Origin of the sequence: Nocardiopsis valliformis DSM 45023 (assembly GCF_000340985.1) — a bacterium.
GTDB classification, from domain to species: domain Bacteria; phylum Actinomycetota; class Actinomycetes; order Streptosporangiales; family Streptosporangiaceae; genus Nocardiopsis; species Nocardiopsis exhalans.
Map to the genome: position 1 here is coordinate 70113 of NZ_ANAZ01000031.1, position 18514 is coordinate 88626.

Annotated in this window: 17 protein-coding genes and 2 tRNA genes; 5 read left to right on the forward strand and 14 right to left on the reverse strand. The window is 70.0% G+C overall.

Going from position 1 to position 18514, the window contains the following annotated elements; genetic code table 11:
- Nucleotides 1–134 precede the first annotated feature (134 nt).
- From D457_RS0125075 to D457_RS0125115, 9 genes are all read right to left on the reverse strand, one after another.
- Nucleotides 135–2306 (reverse strand): ATP-dependent DNA helicase, encoded by a 2172-nt coding sequence (locus D457_RS0125075; protein WP_026117011.1) that lies wholly within the window; start codon nucleotides 2304–2306, stop codon nucleotides 135–137.
- Between the two features lie 105 nt (nucleotides 2307–2411).
- Nucleotides 2412–2885: an SRPBCC family protein gene (locus D457_RS0125080; RefSeq protein ID WP_017583433.1), complete on the reverse strand. Its 474-nt coding sequence runs from the start codon at nucleotides 2883–2885 to the stop codon at nucleotides 2412–2414.
- On the reverse strand, nucleotides 2878–3300 hold the full coding sequence (locus tag D457_RS0125085) for an ArsR/SmtB family transcription factor (protein ID WP_017583434.1): 423 nt from the start codon (nucleotides 3298–3300) through the stop codon (nucleotides 2878–2880). The genes D457_RS0125080 and D457_RS0125085 overlap by 8 nt, the downstream gene beginning before the upstream one ends.
- Before the next feature lie 86 nt (nucleotides 3301–3386).
- Nucleotides 3387–4652 carry a glutaminase A gene (gene glsA / locus D457_RS0125090; RefSeq protein WP_017583435.1) on the reverse strand — a complete coding sequence of 422 codons (1266 nt, stop codon included), beginning with the start codon at nucleotides 4650–4652 and terminating at the stop codon, nucleotides 3387–3389.
- Nucleotides 4653–4991: 339 nt separating this feature from the next.
- Nucleotides 4992–5064: transfer RNA gene (locus D457_RS0125095), tRNA-Ala, on the reverse strand.
- 52 nt (nucleotides 5065–5116) lie between these two features.
- Nucleotides 5117–5947, reverse strand: coding sequence for an energy-coupling factor transporter transmembrane component T family protein (locus D457_RS0125100; RefSeq protein WP_017583436.1), 831 nt, complete (start codon nucleotides 5945–5947; stop codon nucleotides 5117–5119).
- Nucleotides 5940–7691 (reverse strand): ABC transporter ATP-binding protein, encoded by a 1752-nt coding sequence (locus tag D457_RS0125105; RefSeq protein WP_017583437.1) that lies wholly within the window; start codon nucleotides 7689–7691, stop codon nucleotides 5940–5942. Before D457_RS0125105 ends, D457_RS0125100 begins: the two co-directional genes overlap by 8 nt.
- Nucleotides 7688–8644 (reverse strand): hypothetical protein, encoded by a 957-nt coding sequence (locus tag D457_RS0125110; protein ID WP_017583438.1) that lies wholly within the window; start codon nucleotides 8642–8644, stop codon nucleotides 7688–7690. Before D457_RS0125110 ends, D457_RS0125105 begins: the two co-directional genes overlap by 4 nt.
- Before the next feature lie 31 nt (nucleotides 8645–8675).
- Complete coding sequence (locus D457_RS0125115) at nucleotides 8676–10367, reverse strand: HAD family hydrolase (RefSeq protein WP_026117012.1); 1692 nt, start codon at nucleotides 10365–10367, stop codon at nucleotides 8676–8678.
- Nucleotides 10368–10573: 206 nt separating this feature from the next.
- On the opposite strand from D457_RS0125115, the gene D457_RS0125120 reads away from it, so the two are divergent.
- Together D457_RS0125120 and D457_RS0125125 are read left to right on the forward strand one after the other, a co-directional pair.
- The gene (locus tag D457_RS0125120) at nucleotides 10574–11548 is read left to right on the forward strand and encodes a LacI family DNA-binding transcriptional regulator (RefSeq protein ID WP_017583441.1); all 975 of its coding nucleotides are present in this window, start codon (nucleotides 10574–10576) and stop codon (nucleotides 11546–11548) included.
- A gap of 309 nt (nucleotides 11549–11857) precedes the next feature.
- Nucleotides 11858–13402: an endonuclease/exonuclease/phosphatase family protein gene (locus tag D457_RS0125125; RefSeq protein WP_017583442.1), complete on the forward strand. Its 1545-nt coding sequence runs from the start codon at nucleotides 11858–11860 to the stop codon at nucleotides 13400–13402.
- A 116-nt stretch (nucleotides 13403–13518) separates the two neighbouring features.
- On the opposite strand, the gene D457_RS0125130 is transcribed toward D457_RS0125125, so the two are convergent.
- Both D457_RS0125130 and D457_RS0125135 read right to left on the reverse strand, forming a co-directional pair.
- A complete protein-coding gene (locus D457_RS0125130; RefSeq protein WP_017583443.1) occupies nucleotides 13519–13836 on the reverse strand; it encodes an ArsR/SmtB family transcription factor in 318 nt (105 codons plus the stop codon).
- A gap of 1 nt (nucleotide 13837) precedes the next feature.
- Nucleotides 13838–14272, reverse strand: a complete 435-nt coding sequence (locus D457_RS0125135) for an SRPBCC domain-containing protein (RefSeq protein ID WP_017583444.1) — start codon at nucleotides 14270–14272, stop codon at nucleotides 13838–13840.
- A gap of 165 nt (nucleotides 14273–14437) precedes the next feature.
- Here D457_RS0125135 and D457_RS0125140 point away from each other — a divergent pair, with 165 nt between their 5' ends.
- Nucleotides 14438–15037, forward strand: coding sequence for a DUF998 domain-containing protein (locus D457_RS0125140; RefSeq protein WP_017583445.1), 600 nt, complete (start codon nucleotides 14438–14440; stop codon nucleotides 15035–15037).
- 28 nt (nucleotides 15038–15065) lie between these two features.
- Here D457_RS0125140 and D457_RS0125145 read toward each other — a convergent pair whose 3' ends face one another.
- Nucleotides 15066–15914 (reverse strand): SDR family oxidoreductase, encoded by an 849-nt coding sequence (locus tag D457_RS0125145; protein ID WP_026117013.1) that lies wholly within the window; start codon nucleotides 15912–15914, stop codon nucleotides 15066–15068.
- Nucleotides 15915–16090: 176 nt separating this feature from the next.
- Here D457_RS0125145 and D457_RS0125150 point away from each other — a divergent pair, with 176 nt between their 5' ends.
- Nucleotides 16091–16681 carry a TetR/AcrR family transcriptional regulator gene (locus D457_RS0125150; protein ID WP_017583447.1) on the forward strand — a complete coding sequence of 197 codons (591 nt, stop codon included), beginning with the start codon at nucleotides 16091–16093 and terminating at the stop codon, nucleotides 16679–16681.
- 486 nt (nucleotides 16682–17167) lie between these two features.
- Here D457_RS0125150 and D457_RS0125160 read toward each other — a convergent pair.
- Nucleotides 17168–17240, reverse strand: a tRNA-Ala gene (locus tag D457_RS0125160).
- A gap of 172 nt (nucleotides 17241–17412) precedes the next feature.
- On the opposite strand from D457_RS0125160, the gene D457_RS0125165 reads away from it, so the two are divergent.
- Nucleotides 17413–17706, forward strand: a complete 294-nt coding sequence (locus D457_RS0125165; RefSeq protein WP_017583449.1) for a GroES family chaperonin — start codon at nucleotides 17413–17415, stop codon at nucleotides 17704–17706.
- A 64-nt stretch (nucleotides 17707–17770) separates the two neighbouring features.
- On the opposite strand, the gene D457_RS0125170 is transcribed toward D457_RS0125165, so the two are convergent.
- Entirely contained in the window at nucleotides 17771–18358 is a 588-nt protein-coding gene (locus D457_RS0125170) for a TetR/AcrR family transcriptional regulator (RefSeq protein ID WP_017583450.1), read from the reverse strand.
- Between the last annotated feature and the right edge of the window lie 156 nt (nucleotides 18359–18514).

Below are 18514 nucleotides of genomic sequence, written 5' to 3' on the forward strand. Positions count from 1 at the left end.
ACCGGTGACAGCAGCGGCCGGGCACCCGTCGAGGGCGCCCGGCCACCGTCGCGTCGGGCGAGGCTCCGCGGATCGCGGGCAGCGCTGGTTTGCCCGGCACACGCGGCACCACGAGATCGTGATACCGCTGCGTCTCAGGCGGCCGACTCGTCCTGGCCCGCCCCGGCCTTCTCGGCCAGGCGGCGCAGCGCCGATCGCGCGACCTCGGGGTCGACCGTCCCCCAGTAGGGCGGCAGAGAGGCCCGCAGGAAACCGCCGTAGCCCGCGGTGGCCAGGCGCGGGTCCAACACCGCGATCACACCCCGGTCATCGGTGGAGCGCAACAGCCGACCGGTGCCCTGGGCGAGCAGCAGCGCGGCGTGCGTGGCCGACACCGACAGGAAGCCGTTGCCCCCGTGCGCGGAGACAGCGCGCTGGCGGGCCGAGGCCAGGGGATCGTCGGGGCGCGGGAACGGGATGCGGTCCACGATCACCAGTTGGAGCGAGGGACCGGGCACGTCGACCCCCTGCCACAGGGACAGGGTGCCGAACAGACAGGCCTGTTCCTCCTCGGCGAAGCGGCGGACCAGCTGCCCGGTGGAGTCCTCGCCCTGGCACAGGATCGTCTGGTCCAGGCGCTCGCGCAGCTCGTCGGCGGCCTGCTGGGCGGCCCGCATCGAGGAGAACAAGCCGAGGGCGCGCCCATCAGCGGCCTCGATGAGGCCGGCGATCTCGTCGAGGTAGGCCTCGGAGAGCCCGTCACGACCGGGTTTGGGCAGGTGGCGGGCGACGTAGAGGATGCCGCTACGGCCGTGGTCGAAGGGCGAACCGACGTCCAGGCCGCGCCAGCGGGGTTCCCCGGCGGCGCGGTGCGGGCCGTCCTCATCGTCCTCCTCTTCCCCTGCCCCTCTCCCGGTACCGGCGTCCGCGGGCCCGGCAGCTTCGGTTCCAGGTGCGGGTTCGGCTGCGGAACCGGCTTCGGTGCCGGTACCCGGTGCCGCCTCGGCGCGAGCAGCGCGTTCGGCGGCCTCCTGCGCGACCTCGCGGCCCAGCCCCCACTGCCGGGCCAGGGCGGTGAAGTCACCGCCCAGGGTCAGGGTGGCGGAGGTGAGCACGACGGTGCGATCGCCGAAGAGCTTCTCCCGCAGCAGCCCGCCCACCCCGAGCGGAGCGACGTTCAGCGCGGGCGGCCGGGCGGGGACCTTGGTGAGCCAGACGATCTCGGTGCGGTCCCGGAGCAGGGGTTCGTAGGACTCCAGGACCCGCTCGGCGGCCTCCCGGACCTCGGTGAGCGCGGCCAGGGCGAGGCGGCGGTCGGAGGCGGTGTCCGGGTCGAGCTCGCCCGGGGAGGGGCCGATCGCCGCGATGCAGGCGGCAGCAGCGTCCCGGGTCGCGGCCACGGCGCCCGCGAGGCCCTCGTCGATGTGGTCCAGGCGCCCCTCGGGGACCTCGGTGAACATCAGGGCCAGACCGTCTGCGCACTCGCTGAGCCGTTCGCTGATACCCGGCTCGACCAGGCGTGCGGCGCGTTTGGCGGCGGTGGTGACGGAGCGTTCAGTGAGGGTACCGGTGGCCACGGAGGTGGCACGGTCGACGAGTTCGTGCGCCTCGTCGATCATGATCGTGTTGTGCTCGGGCAGGATGTGGTAGCCCTGCGCCATGTCGATGGAGAGCATGGCGTGGTTGGTGACCACCACGTCCACACCGGCGGTGGCCTCGCGGGCGAACTCGGCGAAGCACTCCTGACCGAAGGAGCACACGCGGGCGCCCATACATTCGTTACCGCCCACGGAGACCTGACGCCAGGCGAGGTCACTCACGCCGGGCACGAGTTCGTCGCGGTCTCCGGTGAGGGTGTCCTCGGCCCATTCGTGCAAGCGCGCGACCTGGCGTCCCAGGGAGGAGAGCTGGCGGGCGTCGAAGAGCTCGCTGCCCTCGGCGTCGTCGTCCCCGGCGGTCTGCATGCGGTTGCGGCACAGGTAGTTGCGGCGTCCCTTGAGCACCGCGAACGTGGGTTCGCGGGGCAGCAGCGGGGCGAGCGCGGCGGCCAGGCGTGGCAGGTCGCGGTCAATGAGCTGGTTCTGCAGTGCGATGGTGGCCGTGGAGATCACCACGGGTGTCTTGGTCGCCATCGCGTGTCTGATCGCGGGGACCAGGTACGCCAGGGACTTACCGGTGCCGGTACCGGCCTGGACCACCAGGTGTTCGCGTTTGTCGACCGCCGCCGCTACGGCGTCGGCCATGGTCTGTTGGCCCTCTCGGCTGCTACCGCCCAAGGCCTTGACGGCCGCGCCGAGCAGGGTGGGAACGTCGGGGAGATCTGCCACGGATCGACAGTACCCGGCGGTGACGACAGGTCAGGCGTTGTCCACAGGCTCACTTCGCGGGTTCGTGGCCCGCCGACGGGGCCGGGCCACGGTTCCGACGCGGTCTCAGACCAGGGTGCGGATCAGCTCGTCCAGCTGGTCCATGGACTGCCCGGCCCCCTCCTCCATGCCGGAGGCGGCCATGCCGTCGCGGTCCTCCACACTCTGGAAGACGGAGACCGAGGTGTAGTGCGTGCGGCCGTCGACCTCCTCCAGGGTGTGGGTCTCCAGCAGGACGTGCCCGGGCATGCCCTCGAACTCGAAGGTCCCGGTGTAGCCCTCGGGCGCCTTGATGTCGTGGATGACACCGTGGAAGGCGTACTCCTGCCCCTCCTTGTCGTGTTCCACGATCCGCCACGATCCGCCGGGCCGGGCCTCGTACCTGTCGACGACGGTCTCGGTGTCCCTGAGCCCCCACCACCTCGGCAGGAGTTCGGGGTCGGTCATGGCCCGGAAGACCACCTCGCGGGGCGCGTCGAAGGTGCGGGTCATCACGATGTCCTGACGGCCGGGCTCGATGACGACCTTGAGGTCACTCATGGGTCTTCTCCTCTTCGGTACTGCTCTGGATGCCGGTACTGTTCTCGTTCTCGATGCCCTTTTCACGGCCCCGTCCGGTGCTCTGCCCGGTGCCGCGCTGGATGCTGCGGAGTTCCTCGTCCAGGCGGGCGAAGCGCCCCTCCCAGCGGTCCCGGTACCGGCCCACCCACTCGCCGGCCTGTTCCAGGGGGGCGGTCTCCAAACGGCAGGGCCGCCACTGGGCGTCGCGCCCCCGGGTGATGAGACCGGCCCGTTCCAGGACCTTCAGGTGCTTGGAGATCGCCTGGAGGCTGATGTCGAACGGCTCCGCCAGGGTGTTGACGGTCGCCTCGCCCTCGGCCAGCCGGGCGAGGATCGCCCGACGGGTCGGGTCCGCCAGTGCGGCGAAGGTGAGACTGAGCGGGTCGTTCGCCATCCGAGCATTCAACCTTCCAGTTGATTAACCAATAGGTTGATTATTCGCCGCGGTGCGACCCCTGTCAAGGGATCGGCCCGGACCGGTCAGGGCTCGCGCACACCCCGGGGGTCGCTGACCGTGGCTGCCACTCCCGCGTCGGCCAGCTCGGTGAGCTCGGCGGCCAGCAGCCCCCGAGCCGCGTCGCTGAGCCCGGAGACCCGCTCCAGGGCGACACTCACCGACTTCACCCGTGAGTCGTCGATCGCCTCCGCGAGCCGGGACACCACCTGCTCGGCGGCGAGAAAGTCGATCTCCCCGCGCAGCCGCACCTCGAGCCTGGTCCCGTCCCGGGTCACACTGTGCATGGGCGAGGGCGGCTCGGCGGGCATCTGGAGCATGTGCAAGTCGTAGTCGTCGGAGAGCCGCTCCAGGGCGGCCACCCCACGCACGCTGTTGCCCGCGTCGTCCAGCGGCGGACTGAACACCCCCACCCCGAAGGCCCCCGGGGCCGCGGCGAGGATTCCGCCGCTCACCCCGCTCTTGGCGGGGATGCCCACCCGCAGCCCCCACTCCCCGGCGCGGTCGTACATACCGCAGCTGGACATGATGGACAGCGTGTGCCGGGCGGTGCGCTGGGACACCACCTGCTCCCCCGTCACCGGATTGACCCCGCCGACCGCCAGGGTGGCCGCCATGACGGCCAGGTCGCGCACGGTGACGCTGAGGGCGCACTGGCGGAAGTAGTCCTGCACGGCGTCCTCGACCGACCCGACCAGCACTCCCCCGGCCAGGCTCAGGTACCCCAGCGCACGGTTCCGGTGCCCGGTCTCGGTCTCCGAGCGGTACACGTCCTCGTCCACTTCCAGCTCCCGCCCGGCGAACTCCGAGAGCACGGACCGGATGCGATCGAACCGCTTGGCCGGGAGAGCGCTCTCCACCAGCGAGGTGGTCACGATGGCGCCCGCGTTGATCATCGGGTTCTCGGGGCGGCCGCGCTCGTCGAGGCTGATCGCGTTGAACGGCTCCCCGCTGGGCTCGGCCCCCACGTGCCCGTGCACCGCGTCGAGCCCCAACTGCTCCACGGCGATCGCGTAGACGAAGGGCTTGGAGATCGACTGGAGCGTGAAGGTGTGCTCAGTGTCGCCCACGCAGTAGGAACGGCCGTGGGCGCTGACCGCAGCGACCCCGAACAGCCCCGGATCCGCGTGCGCGAGTTCGGGGATGTAGTCCGCCACCCGCCCGCCGGACAGCCCGGCGACCTCCTCGCGGATCTTCTCCAGTACCTGGATGACGGGGCTGCTGTCGTCGGACGCCCGACCCCCGTCTGTGCTGGGGCCTTCGGCCGGGTGCTCGTTCACGGCGTGCTTCATGTGCCCAGTCTAGGAAGGGAGTGGACGGCTCCGGCCAGGCGATACTCGGCGCGAGCCGCTTCCTCATCATCCTCAGCCGCGCCGATCAGCGAACCCCCGGCCCAGGGCCCACCCGGAGGTTCGGGGGTCTCCCCGGGAAACACGAAGGACGAACCGGTGAGCGCGGTGACGCGCGAGCCGGGTCGTCCTGATTCGGTGGACCTTGGGCGACGTAACCACAACCCGCCCCCGTGGGGCGAAGCCCCGCATCGGGGGTCCCGGGGTCGCCCCCAGAAGAAACGACAGAACGACCCGGCGGAGAGGACGAAGTCCCCCGAGCCGGGTCGTTCCGTAATGAAGTGGAGCTATGGGGATTCGAACCCCAGACCTCCTCCATGCCATGGAGGCGCGCTACCAACTGCGCCATAGCCCCTTGAAGCGATGTGAACAGTCTAGCGGAGGTCTGGGGGTGGGTGGTACGTGGTTCAGCGCACTCCGCTGTGGAGGGGGTAGGCGTGGCCGAGGGCGAAGGCGGCGGCGACCAGGACGACGGTTCCGGCGAGGAGCAGGACGTCCCAGTGGTTGGCGCGTAGGTGGGCGAGGCGGATGCGGCGGCCGTCGGGGTGTTCGGCGGCGTAGGTGAAACCTTTGGTTTCGAGGGCTTCGACAGTAGTGCGGGTGCGTTTGGCGGTGTTGAGCATGAGGGGATAGAAGGCCTGGACCAGTGTGGTGGCGGTGCGGACGACGACGCGCCAGCCGAGGAACCCCTTGTCAGGCAGCGGCGCGGTGCGGAGCCGGTGGCCGTCGATGACGGTGTGGAACTCCTCCATGAGGACGGGGAGCATGCGGTAGCCGTAGCTGACGCCGAAGCTGAGCATGGCGGGGGCGTGCAGGCTCAGCAGGCCGTCGGAGAGCTTCTCCGGGTCGAGGGAGACGAAGGCGGCCATGCTGGCCATGCTGATGGTGGCGAGTTTGAGGGTGAGTTCGACGAGGGCCAGGACGGTGGTCATGTCTCCACCGAAGAACCAGGCGGCGAAGAGGACGTAGAGGCTTTCGAGGACGAACCCGATGACGAACAGGCCGAGGATGAGCGGGCCGACCCGGCTGAGGACGACGGCAACGGCGCAGACGGTGAAGAGCGCGGCGAGCACGGTGATGTTGTGGGTGAACCAGGGCACGACCGCGAAGATCAGATACCAGCCGATGACGAACCGGGGGTCGCGGGCGGCGAGCATGCCGCCCCGGGTGGCGTAGGCCGTGCGGAGCAGTTCGAGTTTGACCCATTCGACGGAGATTCCGTCTCGTTCCTTACGCACGGGCCCTCCGGGTGGTCTGGTGCCGGTCGAGGAGTTCGCTGACGGTCAGGGGCGGCGGGTTGAGACCGAGGTGGAGCCCCAGCCGGGTGATCTGCGGGGCGACGAGGCCGACGGCGTCCATGAGCCCGGAGTCGGCGAAGAGCTCGGCGGGTGTGGTGTCGGCGATGATGCGGCCCCGGTCGAGGACGAGGACGCGGTGGGCCCATTCGGCGACCAGGTGCATGTCGTGGGTGGCCACGACAGTGCAGCGGATGGTGTCGGCGAGGGCGTCCAGCATGGTGATGACCGCGTCGCGGCTGGCGGTGTCGAGGCTGGAGGTGGGTTCGTCGAGGAGGAGCAGCGCGGGGCGCATGGCGAGCCCGATGGCGAGGGTGGCACGGCGCTGCTGGCCGCCGGAGAGCAGGCGTCCGTCGCGGTGGGCGAGACCGGTGAGGTCGACCCGGTCCAGGACGTCGGTGACGAGGGTGTCGCTGTCGGGGTGGCCGCGCCCCTTCGGGAACATGGCGACGTCCTCGCGCACGTTGTCCTTGAGGAACATCTGTTCGGGGCGCTGGTAGAGGTAGCAGACCCGGTCGGCGAGGGCGGCGGGGCGGACGGTGCGGGTGTCGGTGCCGCCGACCCGCACAGTGCCCTCGCGCGGCACCTTGAGGCCGGTGAACAGGCGCATGAGCGTGGATTTCCCGGCTCCGTTGCCGCCGACGAGGGCGACGCGTTCGCCGTCGTGGAGGGTGAGGTCGAGGTCGTGCAGGACGACGGCGAGGTCGCCGCCGACCTCGCGGTAGCCGTGCCTGACCCCGGACATCTGGGCGACGGGGGTCCCCTGCGCCTTGACCGGGGCGGCCGGTGCGGCGGAGGCCGCGGCCGGGACGGGGGGCTGAACGGGTACGGGGAAGTGCTCGGGAGCGTGTGCGCGCAGGTGCCCGGCGGCCTCCTCCACGGTGAGCGGGACCGGCGCCTCCGGCACGAGGCTCCGGGTGGCCTGGACGACCTGGGGCGCGGGGATGCCGTGCCGTTCGAGTTCCTCGACGCGTTCCATGGCCTCCCGGACCGGCAGGTGCCACACGGGCGCCCCGTCGGCCATGAGCACGACCGAGCGGGCGTGGCGGGCCACGTACTCGGCGTGGTGCTCGATGACGACCACGGTGGTGCCGAGCCGGGTGTTGAGGTCGGTGAGGGCCTCGTAGATGCCGTCGGCGTGGGCGGGGTCGAGTTCGGCGACGGGTTCGTCCACGACCACGACGCCGGGGCGCATGGCCATAGTCGCGGCGAGGGCGACCAGGTGCTGCTGCCCGCCGGACAGCTGCCAGGTGAAGCGGTCGGCGAGGTGGGTGACGCCGAGCAGCTCCATGGCCTCCTCGGTGCGTTCCCGGTGGTCGGCGAGGCCGAAGTTGACCGGGGCGAAGGAGATCTCGTCCCGAACGGTGGGGCGCACCAACTGGTTACCGAAGTCCTGGTAGACGTATCCGACCTGGTGGGACAGGGCGCCCACGGACCGGGCCCGGGTGTCGGATCCCATCACTCGGACCGTGCCTTCGAAGCTCCCTGACCAGTAGTGCGGGACCAGGCCGTTGAAGGTCTTGCACAGGGTGGTCTTGCCGGAGCCGTTGCCGCCGACCACCGCTGTGAAGTCGCCGTGTTCGATCCGTAGCGCGACTCCGGTGAGCGAGTCGCGGTCGGCCCCCGGGTAGCGGAAGGAGAGCCCCTCGATCTCGATGGCGGGGGTGTTGCCGCAGGAACGGGTCACCGCAGCTCCCCCGCCTTCCGGGTGACGGAGTCCCGGGTTCCTGCTCCCTGAGCGGCACGGCGGCGGCGCGAAGCGACCACGAACCGGACGGTGACGACCAGGGAGACGAGTGCGATGAGCGCGGCCGAAACGCCGATCCACAGGAAACGGGCGCCGTACTGCTCGATGAAGTCGGGCTCCCAGACACCGAAGTTGCCGAAGATCTCCGAGGTGAACGCGACGATCATCGCCACGAAGGAGAGGAAGAGCGCGAGCAGGATGAAGGCACCGGTGCCGCGCTCGGCGAGCGGGATCGGGTGCCGCGGATCGCGCGGCGCCAGGCCGAGAAGGGGCTCGATCTTGCCGTACAGGCGCGGGGCCAGCGCCATCGCGGGCAGGGCTCCGAAGAGGAGACCGCTGATCAGCAGTGCGACAGCGAAGCCGACGCCCTCCAGCAGGAGGATCGACTGCGGCAGGCCGGGCACGAACTCGGCGTCGGCCACCCCCACCCACACCTTGGCGATGTCGACGATGGCGGAGAGCATCTTGTCGATGACCACGACCGTGAGTCCGGCGACGAAGAGCTGGACGCGGCTGCGCGGGTCCCGGACCAGGCAACCGGCGACGTAGATGCCGAGGAACATCTGGAGGTAGCCCTCCAGCTCGCCGATCCCGGAGAAGTCGCCCATGAGCAGGTCGACGAAGACGATCTCACCGAGCGGGGCGCCCAGTGCGGCGTAGAGCGGGTGGAACAGGGCGGCGATGATGACGGGGACGAAGGCCAGGTAGGAGACCTTGAGGGTGACCGGCCCGACCTGGAGGTCGGGGATGATCTCGGTGACGATGTTGGCGAGGCCGAACAGGGTCATCGAGAGCACGAACACCATCAGTTTCTGGGCCGAGGTGAGTTCGGGGGGACCGGCGGGCCCGCGGACGCCGATGGGGTCGGGGGTGGGGGCGGGGGACTTGGCCATGGGATACCTTTCGCCGCAGGGGCAGGAGTTCTCAGGGGGTTGAGGGCAGGGAGGCCCTGTTCCGGGGCACCTCAGTCGGGGAGGTACCGGACGGGGACGCCTCGGACCACAGTCCGAGCAGGTCGCCCATCTCGTCGATGACGTGGGCGGGGCGCAGCTCGGCGGGGCCGGTCAGGGCTGCGTCGATCTGCTCGTCGGAGGCGGATCCGCCGCGGACCACCACCGAGACGCCGACTCCGGACCGGTGGGCGGCGGCAGTGTCGCGCCAGGGTTTGTCGCCGACGAACCAGCAGTCCGCGGCTGCCACGCCAAGGGCTGTGGTGGCGGCGTGGACCGTGGCGGGGTCGGGCTTGCGACGGCCGAGTTCATCGGAGTACACGTGGGCGCCGACCAGCTGGAGGACTCCGAACCGGTCGAGCTCCTCCCGGACAGCCCGGCCGCACACGGTGTTGGACACGACGCCGACGGGGATACCGCGCTCGGCGCAGAACTCCAGGACCTCGCGCACACCGGGACGCATGACGGCATGGCTCTTGGAACGGGCGTACTCGAGCATGAGTTCGGACGACTCCGCGAGCAGGAACGCCCGGGCGCGGGGCGGCAGGTCGCGGCCGACCATGTCGGACCAGAACCGGCGCGGGGTGATCTCGGGGATCGGGCCGTCCTCGGGATGGGTGGCCTTCCAGGCCCGGTAGCGGTCGCGACCGGCCAGGACCAGCGCGAGGACGCTGTCGGTGGTGGTGGCGTACCCGGCACGATCCAGGCGGGTGGCCAGGCTGCGGGCGAAGTCGCGCTGGGCGCCGGGGGTGGCGGTGGAGAGCGCGATCACCCCGCCCTGGTCGAGGAGGAGTGCGGCCGGGGCACGCCGGGGCGCGGGGATCCGGTGGGGCACAGGGATCCGACGAGGCTCCGGGGTCGGCCGGGGCTCCGGAACGGACGCCTCGGTCGGTGCGCTGCTCAGCAGGGGTTCGACCAGGCCCTCGGGGGTGTCGAAGACCGCGTCGGCGTTCTCGCGGACCGGGTAGGGCGGGGTGTCCGTGTGGTGGTGGCGGGTGAGGATCACCGCCCCGGTCCCGGCCCGGCGACCGGCGACGACGTCGCGGTCCTGGGTGTCGCCCACGTACCAGCAGCGTTCGGGAACGGTACCGAGGGCGCGGGCGGCGAGGGCGATCATCTCAGGATGGGGTTTGCGGATGCCGACCTCGTCGGAGTAGACCTGCACACCGAACCGGTCCGTCAGTCCGGCGGCACCGAGGATCCGGCGGTGGGCACGCCCGGAGTGGGCGTTGGAGACGATGCCGGCCCTCACCCCCAGGGTTCGGGCGGCGTCCAAGAGTTCCCGGATCCCGGGACGGACCTCGTGCTCGGAGATCAGCGGCGACATGTCGGCCAGGAGATCGGCGGCGCTGCCCGCGAGGATTTCCCTGGTGCGGTCGTCCAGGTCGGAGGCGAGGAAGTCCGTCCAGATGGTGCGGTGGTCGAGCTCGGCGGGTGTGCGGCGGCGTCCGGCGGCGTTCTTCCAGTCCTTGAGCGCGGCCAACCCGGCGTCCAGGGATCCGCGCAGCCTCTCCGGGGCCACATGGTGTCCGGCGCGGGCCAGGACCCGGTGCAGGTGGAGAGCGCTCTCCGCGCGCCCTTCGGGGCGTTTGCGAGTCTGGAAGACGACCCCGCCGAAGTCAAGGAGAAGCGCGTCGGGTCGGTGTTGGAGTGGTGACGTGTCCAAGGAGGTTCTCCTGCTGTTCGGATCCGTGTTCACCGGTGACGCTAGGCGCGGGTCCCGGACTCCGGGAGGACCTCGGATGGCGCTACGGGAAACGAATCTGGAACGTTCCAGATTCGAGTACGCCCCGCTGCTCACCAATCCCCGCCCCGCGCCACAATGTCCGTGTGAGCAGACGTGAAAGCAAACGCGCGCCGCGCCCGACCATCGTGGACGTGGCGGCCGCCGCCGGGGTGTCCAAGTCCCTGGTGTCGCTGGCCCTGCGCGGCGACCATGGGGTGAGCGCGGCCACGAGCGCGCGCATCCTCGACGCCGCAGAGCGGCTCGGCTACCGGTCCAACACCCTGGCGCGCGGTCTGGTGCAGGGGCGCACCATGCTGCTGGGGGTGCTCCTGACGGACCTGGCCAACCCGTACCACACCGAGGTCGTCTCCGGAGTGGAGGAAAGCGCGGAGGAACGCGGGTTCACCGTGCTGCTGGCGCACGGTCGGCGCGACCAGTCCATGCTGGCCCGGCGGCTGGAAGCGCTGCTCCAGCTCAATGTGGACGCTGTGGTGGTGGTCAGTTCCTGGCTGGAGCCCGACGTGCTGGCGGCCGCGGCGCGGCGGGTCCCCGTGGTGATGGTGGGCCGCCCCGAGACCCCGGCGCCGGGGGTGGACACGGTCGCCAACGACGACCGGGCCGGTGCGGAGGCGGCCGTGCGGCATCTGGCGGAGCTGGGCCATGAGCGGATCGCTCATCTGGCGGGCAGCGGGCGCCCGGCCTCGCGGGTGCGTGAGGCCGGCTACCGGGAAACGGTGCGGGAGTTGGGGCTGGAGCCGTACAACGTCATCCGCGGGATCGAAGGCGGCGACCGGGAGCGGGCCGCGGCCGAGCTGCTCGCCACCGGGCCCACCGCGGTGTTCGCCACCAACGACCTCGCCGCCCTGGCCGTACTCGACCGCGCCCACGAGACCGGTCGGCCCGCCCCGGAGGGGGTTTCGGTGGTGGGCTACGACAACACGGCGCTGGCGGAGACCGTCCGCCCCCGGCTCACCAGCGTGGACCAACCGCGCCTGGTGATGGGGCGACTCGCCACCCGGCTCCTGTTGGAACGCCTGGGCGGTCGTACCGAGGACCGCCACGAGGTCCTCACCCCGAACCTGGTCGTCCGCGACTCCACCGCCCCGCCCCGCGATCGCTGATTCCCACGCCCGGCTTCCTGGGTTCGAGTGAGGTGGGTTCCAGGTGAGATGGGATCGGATGGGGCGGGCCCGGGGAGCACTGGGGCCGTCGCAACGCGGGCACAGGGGCGGGGGAACATCCGGGCAGAGGCCGCCCGGTCCTGCCGGGCGCCAGGTCTGCGGTGATGCGGCCACCGGCATCGCACCACGCGAGTCCGGTGCTGTTCACCACGCCTTCAGCCGGGGTCCCCTCATGTTGGCCACGCCCGTTTCCGGGGTACCGGAAGGTGGCCTGGTCTTGATATCCCCCGAAAGAGAGGCCTCCCCCGGATGCGTGTCCGTTTCCTGATCCCGGCGGTGATCACCGCGCTCCTGGTGGCGCTGGGCGCCTTCCCCGTGTCCGCAGCACCGCAGGGCACCCTGACCCTGACCGAGGGCGACGACTTCACCTTCGCCTACGCAACGTCCGATCCGCACCCCACCAACTGGATCGGGCTGTACCGTTCCTCCGGAGGCGGCCCGGTCGACGAGGAGTACGTCGCGCCCTCCCTGGTCTGGGAGTACGCACCGGAGGCCGAGGGGACCGTGCGGCTGTCCGCCGATTCCCTGGAGCCGGGTTCCCACACCGCCTTCTTCCTGGCCAGGGACGGCTACGAGTGGCTGGCCGAGCCCGTCGAGGTGCGGTTGTCGGCGGATGGGCCGGTCTCCTTCCCGGTTTCGGCCGCCACCCTGCACAACGCCCGCCAGGGTCAGCCCTATGAGGCGCACCTGGGCGGCCTGGCCTCGGGCGGCGGCTCGGGGACGGAGTTCGAGAAAGTCAGCGGGGACGCCTGGATCCAGGTCTCGGCGGACGGCATCCTGTCGGGCACTCCGCGGGCCTCGGCCGCCCGCGAGATCCCGGCGGGTGTGTCCCGCCCCGACCGTTCCTCGGCCACCGTGACGGTCGAGGCCACCGGCGAGGACGGCTCCACCGCGCGCCTGGACGTGACCGTTCCGGTGCGTCGCCACAACCAGACGCTCGTCGACGAGCTGGGCGTGATGAGCCTCAACACCTGGCACGGCGGCACCCAGGTCAACGGCTACCACGAGAAGCAGGTGCGTTTCCTGTTGGAGAGCGGAGCCGACGTCGTCGGTCTCCAGGAGACGCAGGGCAGGCACGCCGCCCGGCTGGCCGACGCCCTGGGCTGGTACCACTGGCAGGGTTCGGGCAGCCTCGGGGTGATCAGCCGCTACCCGATCGCGCAGGAGTACGGCGAGGTCAACGCCTCCGGCGGGGTGCGGATCGAACTGGACGGTGAGGAGTCCCAGGTCAACCTGTGGAACGTGCACCTGGGGTACACCCCGTACGGCCCCTACGACTTCTGCTTCGACGGAATGGACGAGGAGCGGGTTCTGGAGCGCGAGGCCGAGTCGGGCCGTACACCGCAGATCACCGACACCCTCGCCGCGATGTCCGACCAGGTCGACGCGGCCGACGAGGTCCCGGTCCTGCTCCTGGGCGACTTCAACGCGCCCTCGCACCTGGACTGGACCGAGGAACTGCGTGAGAAGAACTGCGGGTACGCCGACGTGCCCTGGCCGACCTCGGTGCTGCCGACGGAGGCCGGGTTCACCGACTCCTACCGGGTGGCCCACCCGGACCCGGTGTCCGCCCCGGGCCACACCTGGTCGCCGCTGTACCCGTTGCACGAAGGGTCGACCGGCCGGGAGGAGCCGCAGGACCGGATCGACTTCGTGTACCACGCGGGTGGCCTCACGGTCCTGGAGTCACACGACCTGGTCGTCGGGGACCCCGCACCGGTTCCGCGGCACGCGGACAACGAGTGGACCACTGACCACGCGGCCGTACTGACCTTCTACTCGCTCACCTCCTGATCCGATCGCTTCGCCGCGCCCTCCCCGGACCTCCCGGGGAGGGCGCCTCGCAGTCGAGTGCCCCAACCCGGGAGACCCTCTTCCTCAGACCAAGGGGCCGGACACCCGTGGACCAGTCAGTCCTCGGACTCCGCGACCGCCCTGATCCCCTCCAGCCTGCGGTCCCAAGCGGCGGCGATACCGAGCAGGTCCCGCCCCACCTCGTCGAGTCGGGCGCTGTCCACTTCGTGCACCACCGACCGGCCGTCGCGCCGGGTGCGTACCAGCCCGACCGCGCGCAGGACTTCGAGGTGCTTCACGATCGCCTGCCGGGACACGGGCAGTTCCCGCGCCAGCTCCGACGCCGAGGCGGGCTCCCCACCGATCCGGACCAGGATGCTCCATCTGGTGTCGTCACCGAGCGCCGCGAAGACCGGGGGCAGCGCTGTGTCCATGTCATTCACCCTCTGCCCGTGTCTCCACGAAGTCCTTGGCCGCCGCGAGCTCGGCTTCCCAGCCCTCGGTCCGCTCCGCGACGTGTCGGCGCAGCTCGAGCTCGGCCAGACCCAACTTCTCGAAACCGCTCTCCACGACCTTGAGCGTCACCCCGCCCGACCTCTCCTCGATCCAGAACTCCACCTGCGTGGACTGCTCCTCATCCGTACGGCCGAGCCAGCTGAACACCGCGTGGTAGGGGGGTTCGAGTTTGTCGGTCCGGATCCGGAACACCCCGTGGGTGGGGTCGTGCACGAGGTGCACGCCGTCGCCGGCTTCCTCGACCCGGTGGTCGACCACGCGACCGTCGTTGATGAACCAGTCCGGCCGCGACACCAGGCCCCAGACGCGCTCCGCGCTCGCCTCGATGTCGATCTGCCGTTCGATCATGTCCATACCAGCCTCCTTTGTGCAACCTGATGATTGCACATCAGCCCCGAGAACTGCAACCCCCTGGCTGCACAAAGCGATCAATCGCCGGCGGGGCAAGCCATTGCAAAAATCAGTCCGATCGGCCTAAAGTCAGACCATGCGGACTGTATTTCTTGCGGAGCCCACCCCATGACGGCCCTGTTGTGGCTCGGCGCGGCCGGGTCCTGGCTGTTCATCGTCGTCTTCCTGCTGGACGGCCTCACCCGCCCCGACTACCACCCGGCCCGGCACCCGGTCAGCGCCCTGGCCCTCGGTCCACGCGGCTGGATCCAGACCACGAACTTCATCCTGTGCGGCCTGCTGATCACGGCGGGCGCGACCGCCCTCCCCCAAGCTCTCGGCGGCCTGTTGCTCCCCCTCGCGGTCGCGGCGCTCGGGCTGGGACTCGTCGCTTCGGGGGCGTTCCGTATGGACCCGATGCGGGGCTACCCGCCCGGCACCCCCGACGAGGACCCGGGGCACTTCTCCCTCACTCACCGGTTCCACGACTGGGCGGGGATGGTCGTCTTCCTCCTCCTGCCCTTCACCCCGCTGATCGCGGTGTTCGCGCTCGGAAGCCCGTCCTGGATGTGGGCATCGGGGATCATCGCCGCCGCGACCGCCGTGTGCAGCGGCGCCTTCGGCCAGCTCTGGGAGAAGGACTCCCCCTACACCGGCGTGGTCCAGCGGGCGACGATCATCCTCGGCCTGGCCTGGCTCGGAGCCCTGTTCCTCCACGGAGCCGCCTGAGTCCTATCGACGGTGTCCGCTGTGATCGCTATCCGAAAGCGGCCGCGTGGTCACGCGCCCACTCCCCGAAGGTCCGCGCGGGGCGCCCGGTGGCCTCCTCCGACGTCGGCACCGGCCCCTGCGCCCAGGTGCCTTCCCCCTGCTCCCCGGAGTCCGCCTCCGCCCCCGAGTAGTCCTCGAACCCCAGGAGGAAGTCGGCGTTGTCCGCCGCGAACCCGCCCTGGGCCAGGTAGTACTCCCGGGCGACTCGGGACTCGACCACCTCGAAGTGCACTGCCTCCCCGATCGCCGCGGCGATCGCGTCGACCTGTTCACGGTGGCTCACCAGTGCGGGGCCGTTGAGGGTGTAGGCCTTCCCGGTGTGCCCGTCACCCAACAGAGCCGTGACCGCGACGTCGGCGATGTCACGCTCGTGGACGGGATACCCGGCTGCCTCGGGCTGTGGATCCCTGACCACCCGCTCGGCCCTGATGGACGGTCCCCACAACCAGAGCTTGTTCAGCGCGAACTCCCCCGGACGTACATGGGTCCACTCCAGCCCCGAAGCCTCCACCGCCCGTTCGACCGGCAGGTGGAAATCGGTGTCGAACCCGGTCGTGACAGCACCGGAAGAGAGCGTCACGATCCTGGTGGCACCAGCCGCCCGCACCAAGTCGACCACCCGCTCCGCCGTCTCCGGCACAGGGAAGAGGAAGACCCGGTCGACCCCGCGCAGGGCGCCCTCCAGACTCTGCGGCCGCTCCAGGTCACCGATCACGCCCTCGACCCCTTCGGGCAGGTCATCCCGCCTCCGCCGGGAGAGCGCTCTCACCTCAATGCCAGCTTCCCTCAGGCCGTCGACCACCAGCCGACCAATGTTGCCACTCGCTCCGGTCACCAGAATTCGCACTTCACAACCCCCATTCGACACCTTCAAATATATCCTTGAACCACTTGTGGAGGGTTTTTCTGAAAAGAAAAGGGAAATTCACCGAAAACCCTCAAGTCGACGTCATCCACTAAGATGGCCAGAACATACATGCAAGCTCGTATGTGCACACTTCTGGAGGTCTGGTGGACAAGGAACGTCGAACGCAGGCCGATCGGCGCACCGCCAGCCGCGATGCCATCCTCGCGGCCGCCGCACGCGGTATCGCCCAGCACGGCTACAGCCGCCTCACCCTCGAAAGCGTCGCCAGGGAAGCCGGATACACGCGCGGGGCGCTCTACCACCAGTTCCCCGGCAAGGAAGCCCTGGCCCTCGCCGTCATCGAGTGGATCAGCCAGACCTGGATGACCGAGGTCGGCCGCCCGCTCGCGGAAACGGGCGACGCCGCACAGGTCCTTATCGAGGTCGCGCGCCAGCACACGGTCTTTTGCCGGAACCACAACGCCGCGACCGTGATGCAGATGCTCGCGATCGAGTTCAAGCACGACAACCAGGCCCTGGGTCGGGCCACCGCTGACCTGACCGAGGAACTCACATCGCGGTGCCGCGAGCAGATCCTCACCGGCCGCCGACAGGGGACGATTCCCCCCGGACCTCCGGCCACGGACACCGCCAGGGCCTACATCAGCGTCCTCGAAGCGGTCGCGATCAACAGCCGCGAACCGCACGACGTCGTCCTCACCGAAAGAGCGGCCCGCGGCGTCCTGGGCCTATGACGCCACAGCCCTGCGCAACGCACTGACGGCCACTCGCCGGGGCAGCTGGGACATCGGTGGCCAGACCCACGCGGCCGCATGCCGCTCGTACCGAACGAAGAAGCCGAACGAAACCCTGCCGTCCCCCACCTGGCACACGTACTGGGCGGTGATCAGGGAGTCGGCCTCCTCAAGCCGAACCCACCCCTCATAACAAACATACGCGTCTGCATGTTTCAAGCACGTGCTGGCCCCCCGGAGAGCTCTCCCAAGAGAACAGAGGAGCCAACCGCCTGAACCTCAATCACGAGCCGGCCGAGTACCCGCCGTCACCCAAGACGAGCCGCCTCGGAGAACGCGCCCGCGCGCGAGCAGAGGCGGTGAGGGGCGTGAGGGGCGTGAGCGCCAGCAAGCGCGCACCGGGGGTCTGGGGGTCGTCCCCAGAAGGAATGACGAAGGCGACCCGGTGAGCGCGTGAACGCGCTCACCGGGTCGCCTTGAGTCTTGTGGAGCTATGGGGATTCGAACCCCAGACCTCCTCCATGCCATGGAGGCGCGCTACCAACTGCGCCATAGCCCCTGGTAGGCCGGGCGGTTTCCCCGCTCGGCACGTGAATACTCTACAGGAAGTCAAGGGCGGGTCGAACCAGCTTGAAACCTCGGGTGACTTCTCGGTGACCCGGGTCCGGGGGAAGGCCCCGAGCGGGGCCGAATACCCTGGTGTGGTGGCCGAATCAAAGCTTGAAATCCAGATGCTCCATGACCGGTTGTTGGTGAAGGCGGTCCCGGACAAGAGCGAGCGGCGCAGCAGCGCGGGTCTGGTCATCCCCGACACGGTGAAGCTGGCGACCCGGTTGGCGTGGGGTGAGGTCCGTGGTGCCGGGACCGGCGCTCGGCATGTGAAGACCGGCGACCGCGTGCTCTTCGACCCCGAAGAGCAGGGCGAGGTCGAGTTGAACGGCGAGCGGTACGTGATTCTGCGGGAGCGGGACGTACACGCGATCGCCAACGAGGCTCCCGAGCGGGGCACCGGCCTGTACCTCTGACGCCCTCTCGACCGTTTCGTTCCGGGCTCCGGTAGTTCCCGGGGCCCGGCCTTGTTTTGTCCGGTCAGTCCGTCTTCTCGCGCCCGACGGCCTTGACCAGTGACAGCAGGCACATGTTGTGGGCTTCGAAGGCGGGGACCTTGGCCGCGCTCACGTAGAGCCAGCCCGCGTAGAGCGAGGACCACAGGAGCTGTTGCGCCCACAGCGGGGTGATCCTGGGGTCGATGGTGCCGTCCTCGTGTCCGCGTTCGACGAGTTCGTAGAGGGCGAGGTCGCTGGGCCCGCACGTCTCCTCGTTCAGCTCCTCCGCCGTGTCGTCGCCAGCGAAGGCGATCATGGTGACCTTGCGTAGCGCGAAGTACTCGGACACGAGGCGGGAGAACGCCTCGATGGCGGTCCCCTCCGTGGTGCACGCGCGCTCGGTGGCCTCGTTGGCCAGTTCGTCGGCGTAGTCCGCCAGGGCCGTGATGAGCTCGGCGCGTTCGGGGAAGTAGCGCTGCAGCGTACTGCGGGCCACCCCGGCGCGCACGGCCACCTGGGACAGCGGCGCGGCCCGGTTCTCGCCCAGCACGTCGACCGCCGCGTCGAGGATCGCTCGGCGGGTTCGCGCGCGGGTCCTCGTCTCTTCCTCTGAGGGAGCGCTCTTCACCATGCCTTCATCGTAGGGGTGTAGGCACTTGGTTGACAATAATCGGTCACGTGTGACCTAATTTAAATCATGACTGATCATCCATCGGCAAGACATGACCCATCTATCCCGTCGAGCGAAACCACCCAGACCACCTCGGAACCGCACTTCGCTCAGCTG

Excerpts from the sequence above, each read along its gene's own strand:
- D457_RS0125135 (WP_017583444.1), bottom strand. The coding sequence starts at position 14,272 with ATGGACATGATCGAACGGCAGATCGACATCGAGGCGAGCGCGGAGCGC.
- D457_RS0125110 (WP_017583438.1), bottom strand. The coding sequence starts at position 8,644 with ATGGCCAAGTCCCCCGCCCCCACCCCCGACCCCATCGGCGTCCGCGGG.
- D457_RS0125130 (WP_017583443.1), bottom strand. The coding sequence starts at position 13,836 with ATGGACACAGCGCTGCCCCCGGTCTTCGCGGCGCTCGGTGACGACACC.
- D457_RS0125080 (WP_017583433.1), bottom strand. The coding sequence starts at position 2,885 with ATGAGTGACCTCAAGGTCGTCATCGAGCCCGGCCGTCAGGACATCGTG.
- glsA (WP_017583435.1), bottom strand. The coding sequence starts at position 4,652 with ATGAAGCACGCCGTGAACGAGCACCCGGCCGAAGGCCCCAGCACAGAC.
- D457_RS0125165 (WP_017583449.1), top strand. The coding sequence starts at position 17,413 with ATGCTCCATGACCGGTTGTTGGTGAAGGCGGTCCCGGACAAGAGCGAG.
- D457_RS0125125 (WP_017583442.1), top strand. The coding sequence starts at position 11,858 with ATGCGTGTCCGTTTCCTGATCCCGGCGGTGATCACCGCGCTCCTGGTG.
- D457_RS0125140 (WP_017583445.1), top strand. The coding sequence starts at position 14,438 with ATGACGGCCCTGTTGTGGCTCGGCGCGGCCGGGTCCTGGCTGTTCATC.
- D457_RS0125085 (WP_017583434.1), bottom strand. The coding sequence starts at position 3,300 with ATGGCGAACGACCCGCTCAGTCTCACCTTCGCCGCACTGGCGGACCCG.
- D457_RS0125170 (WP_017583450.1), bottom strand. The coding sequence starts at position 18,358 with ATGGTGAAGAGCGCTCCCTCAGAGGAAGAGACGAGGACCCGCGCGCGA.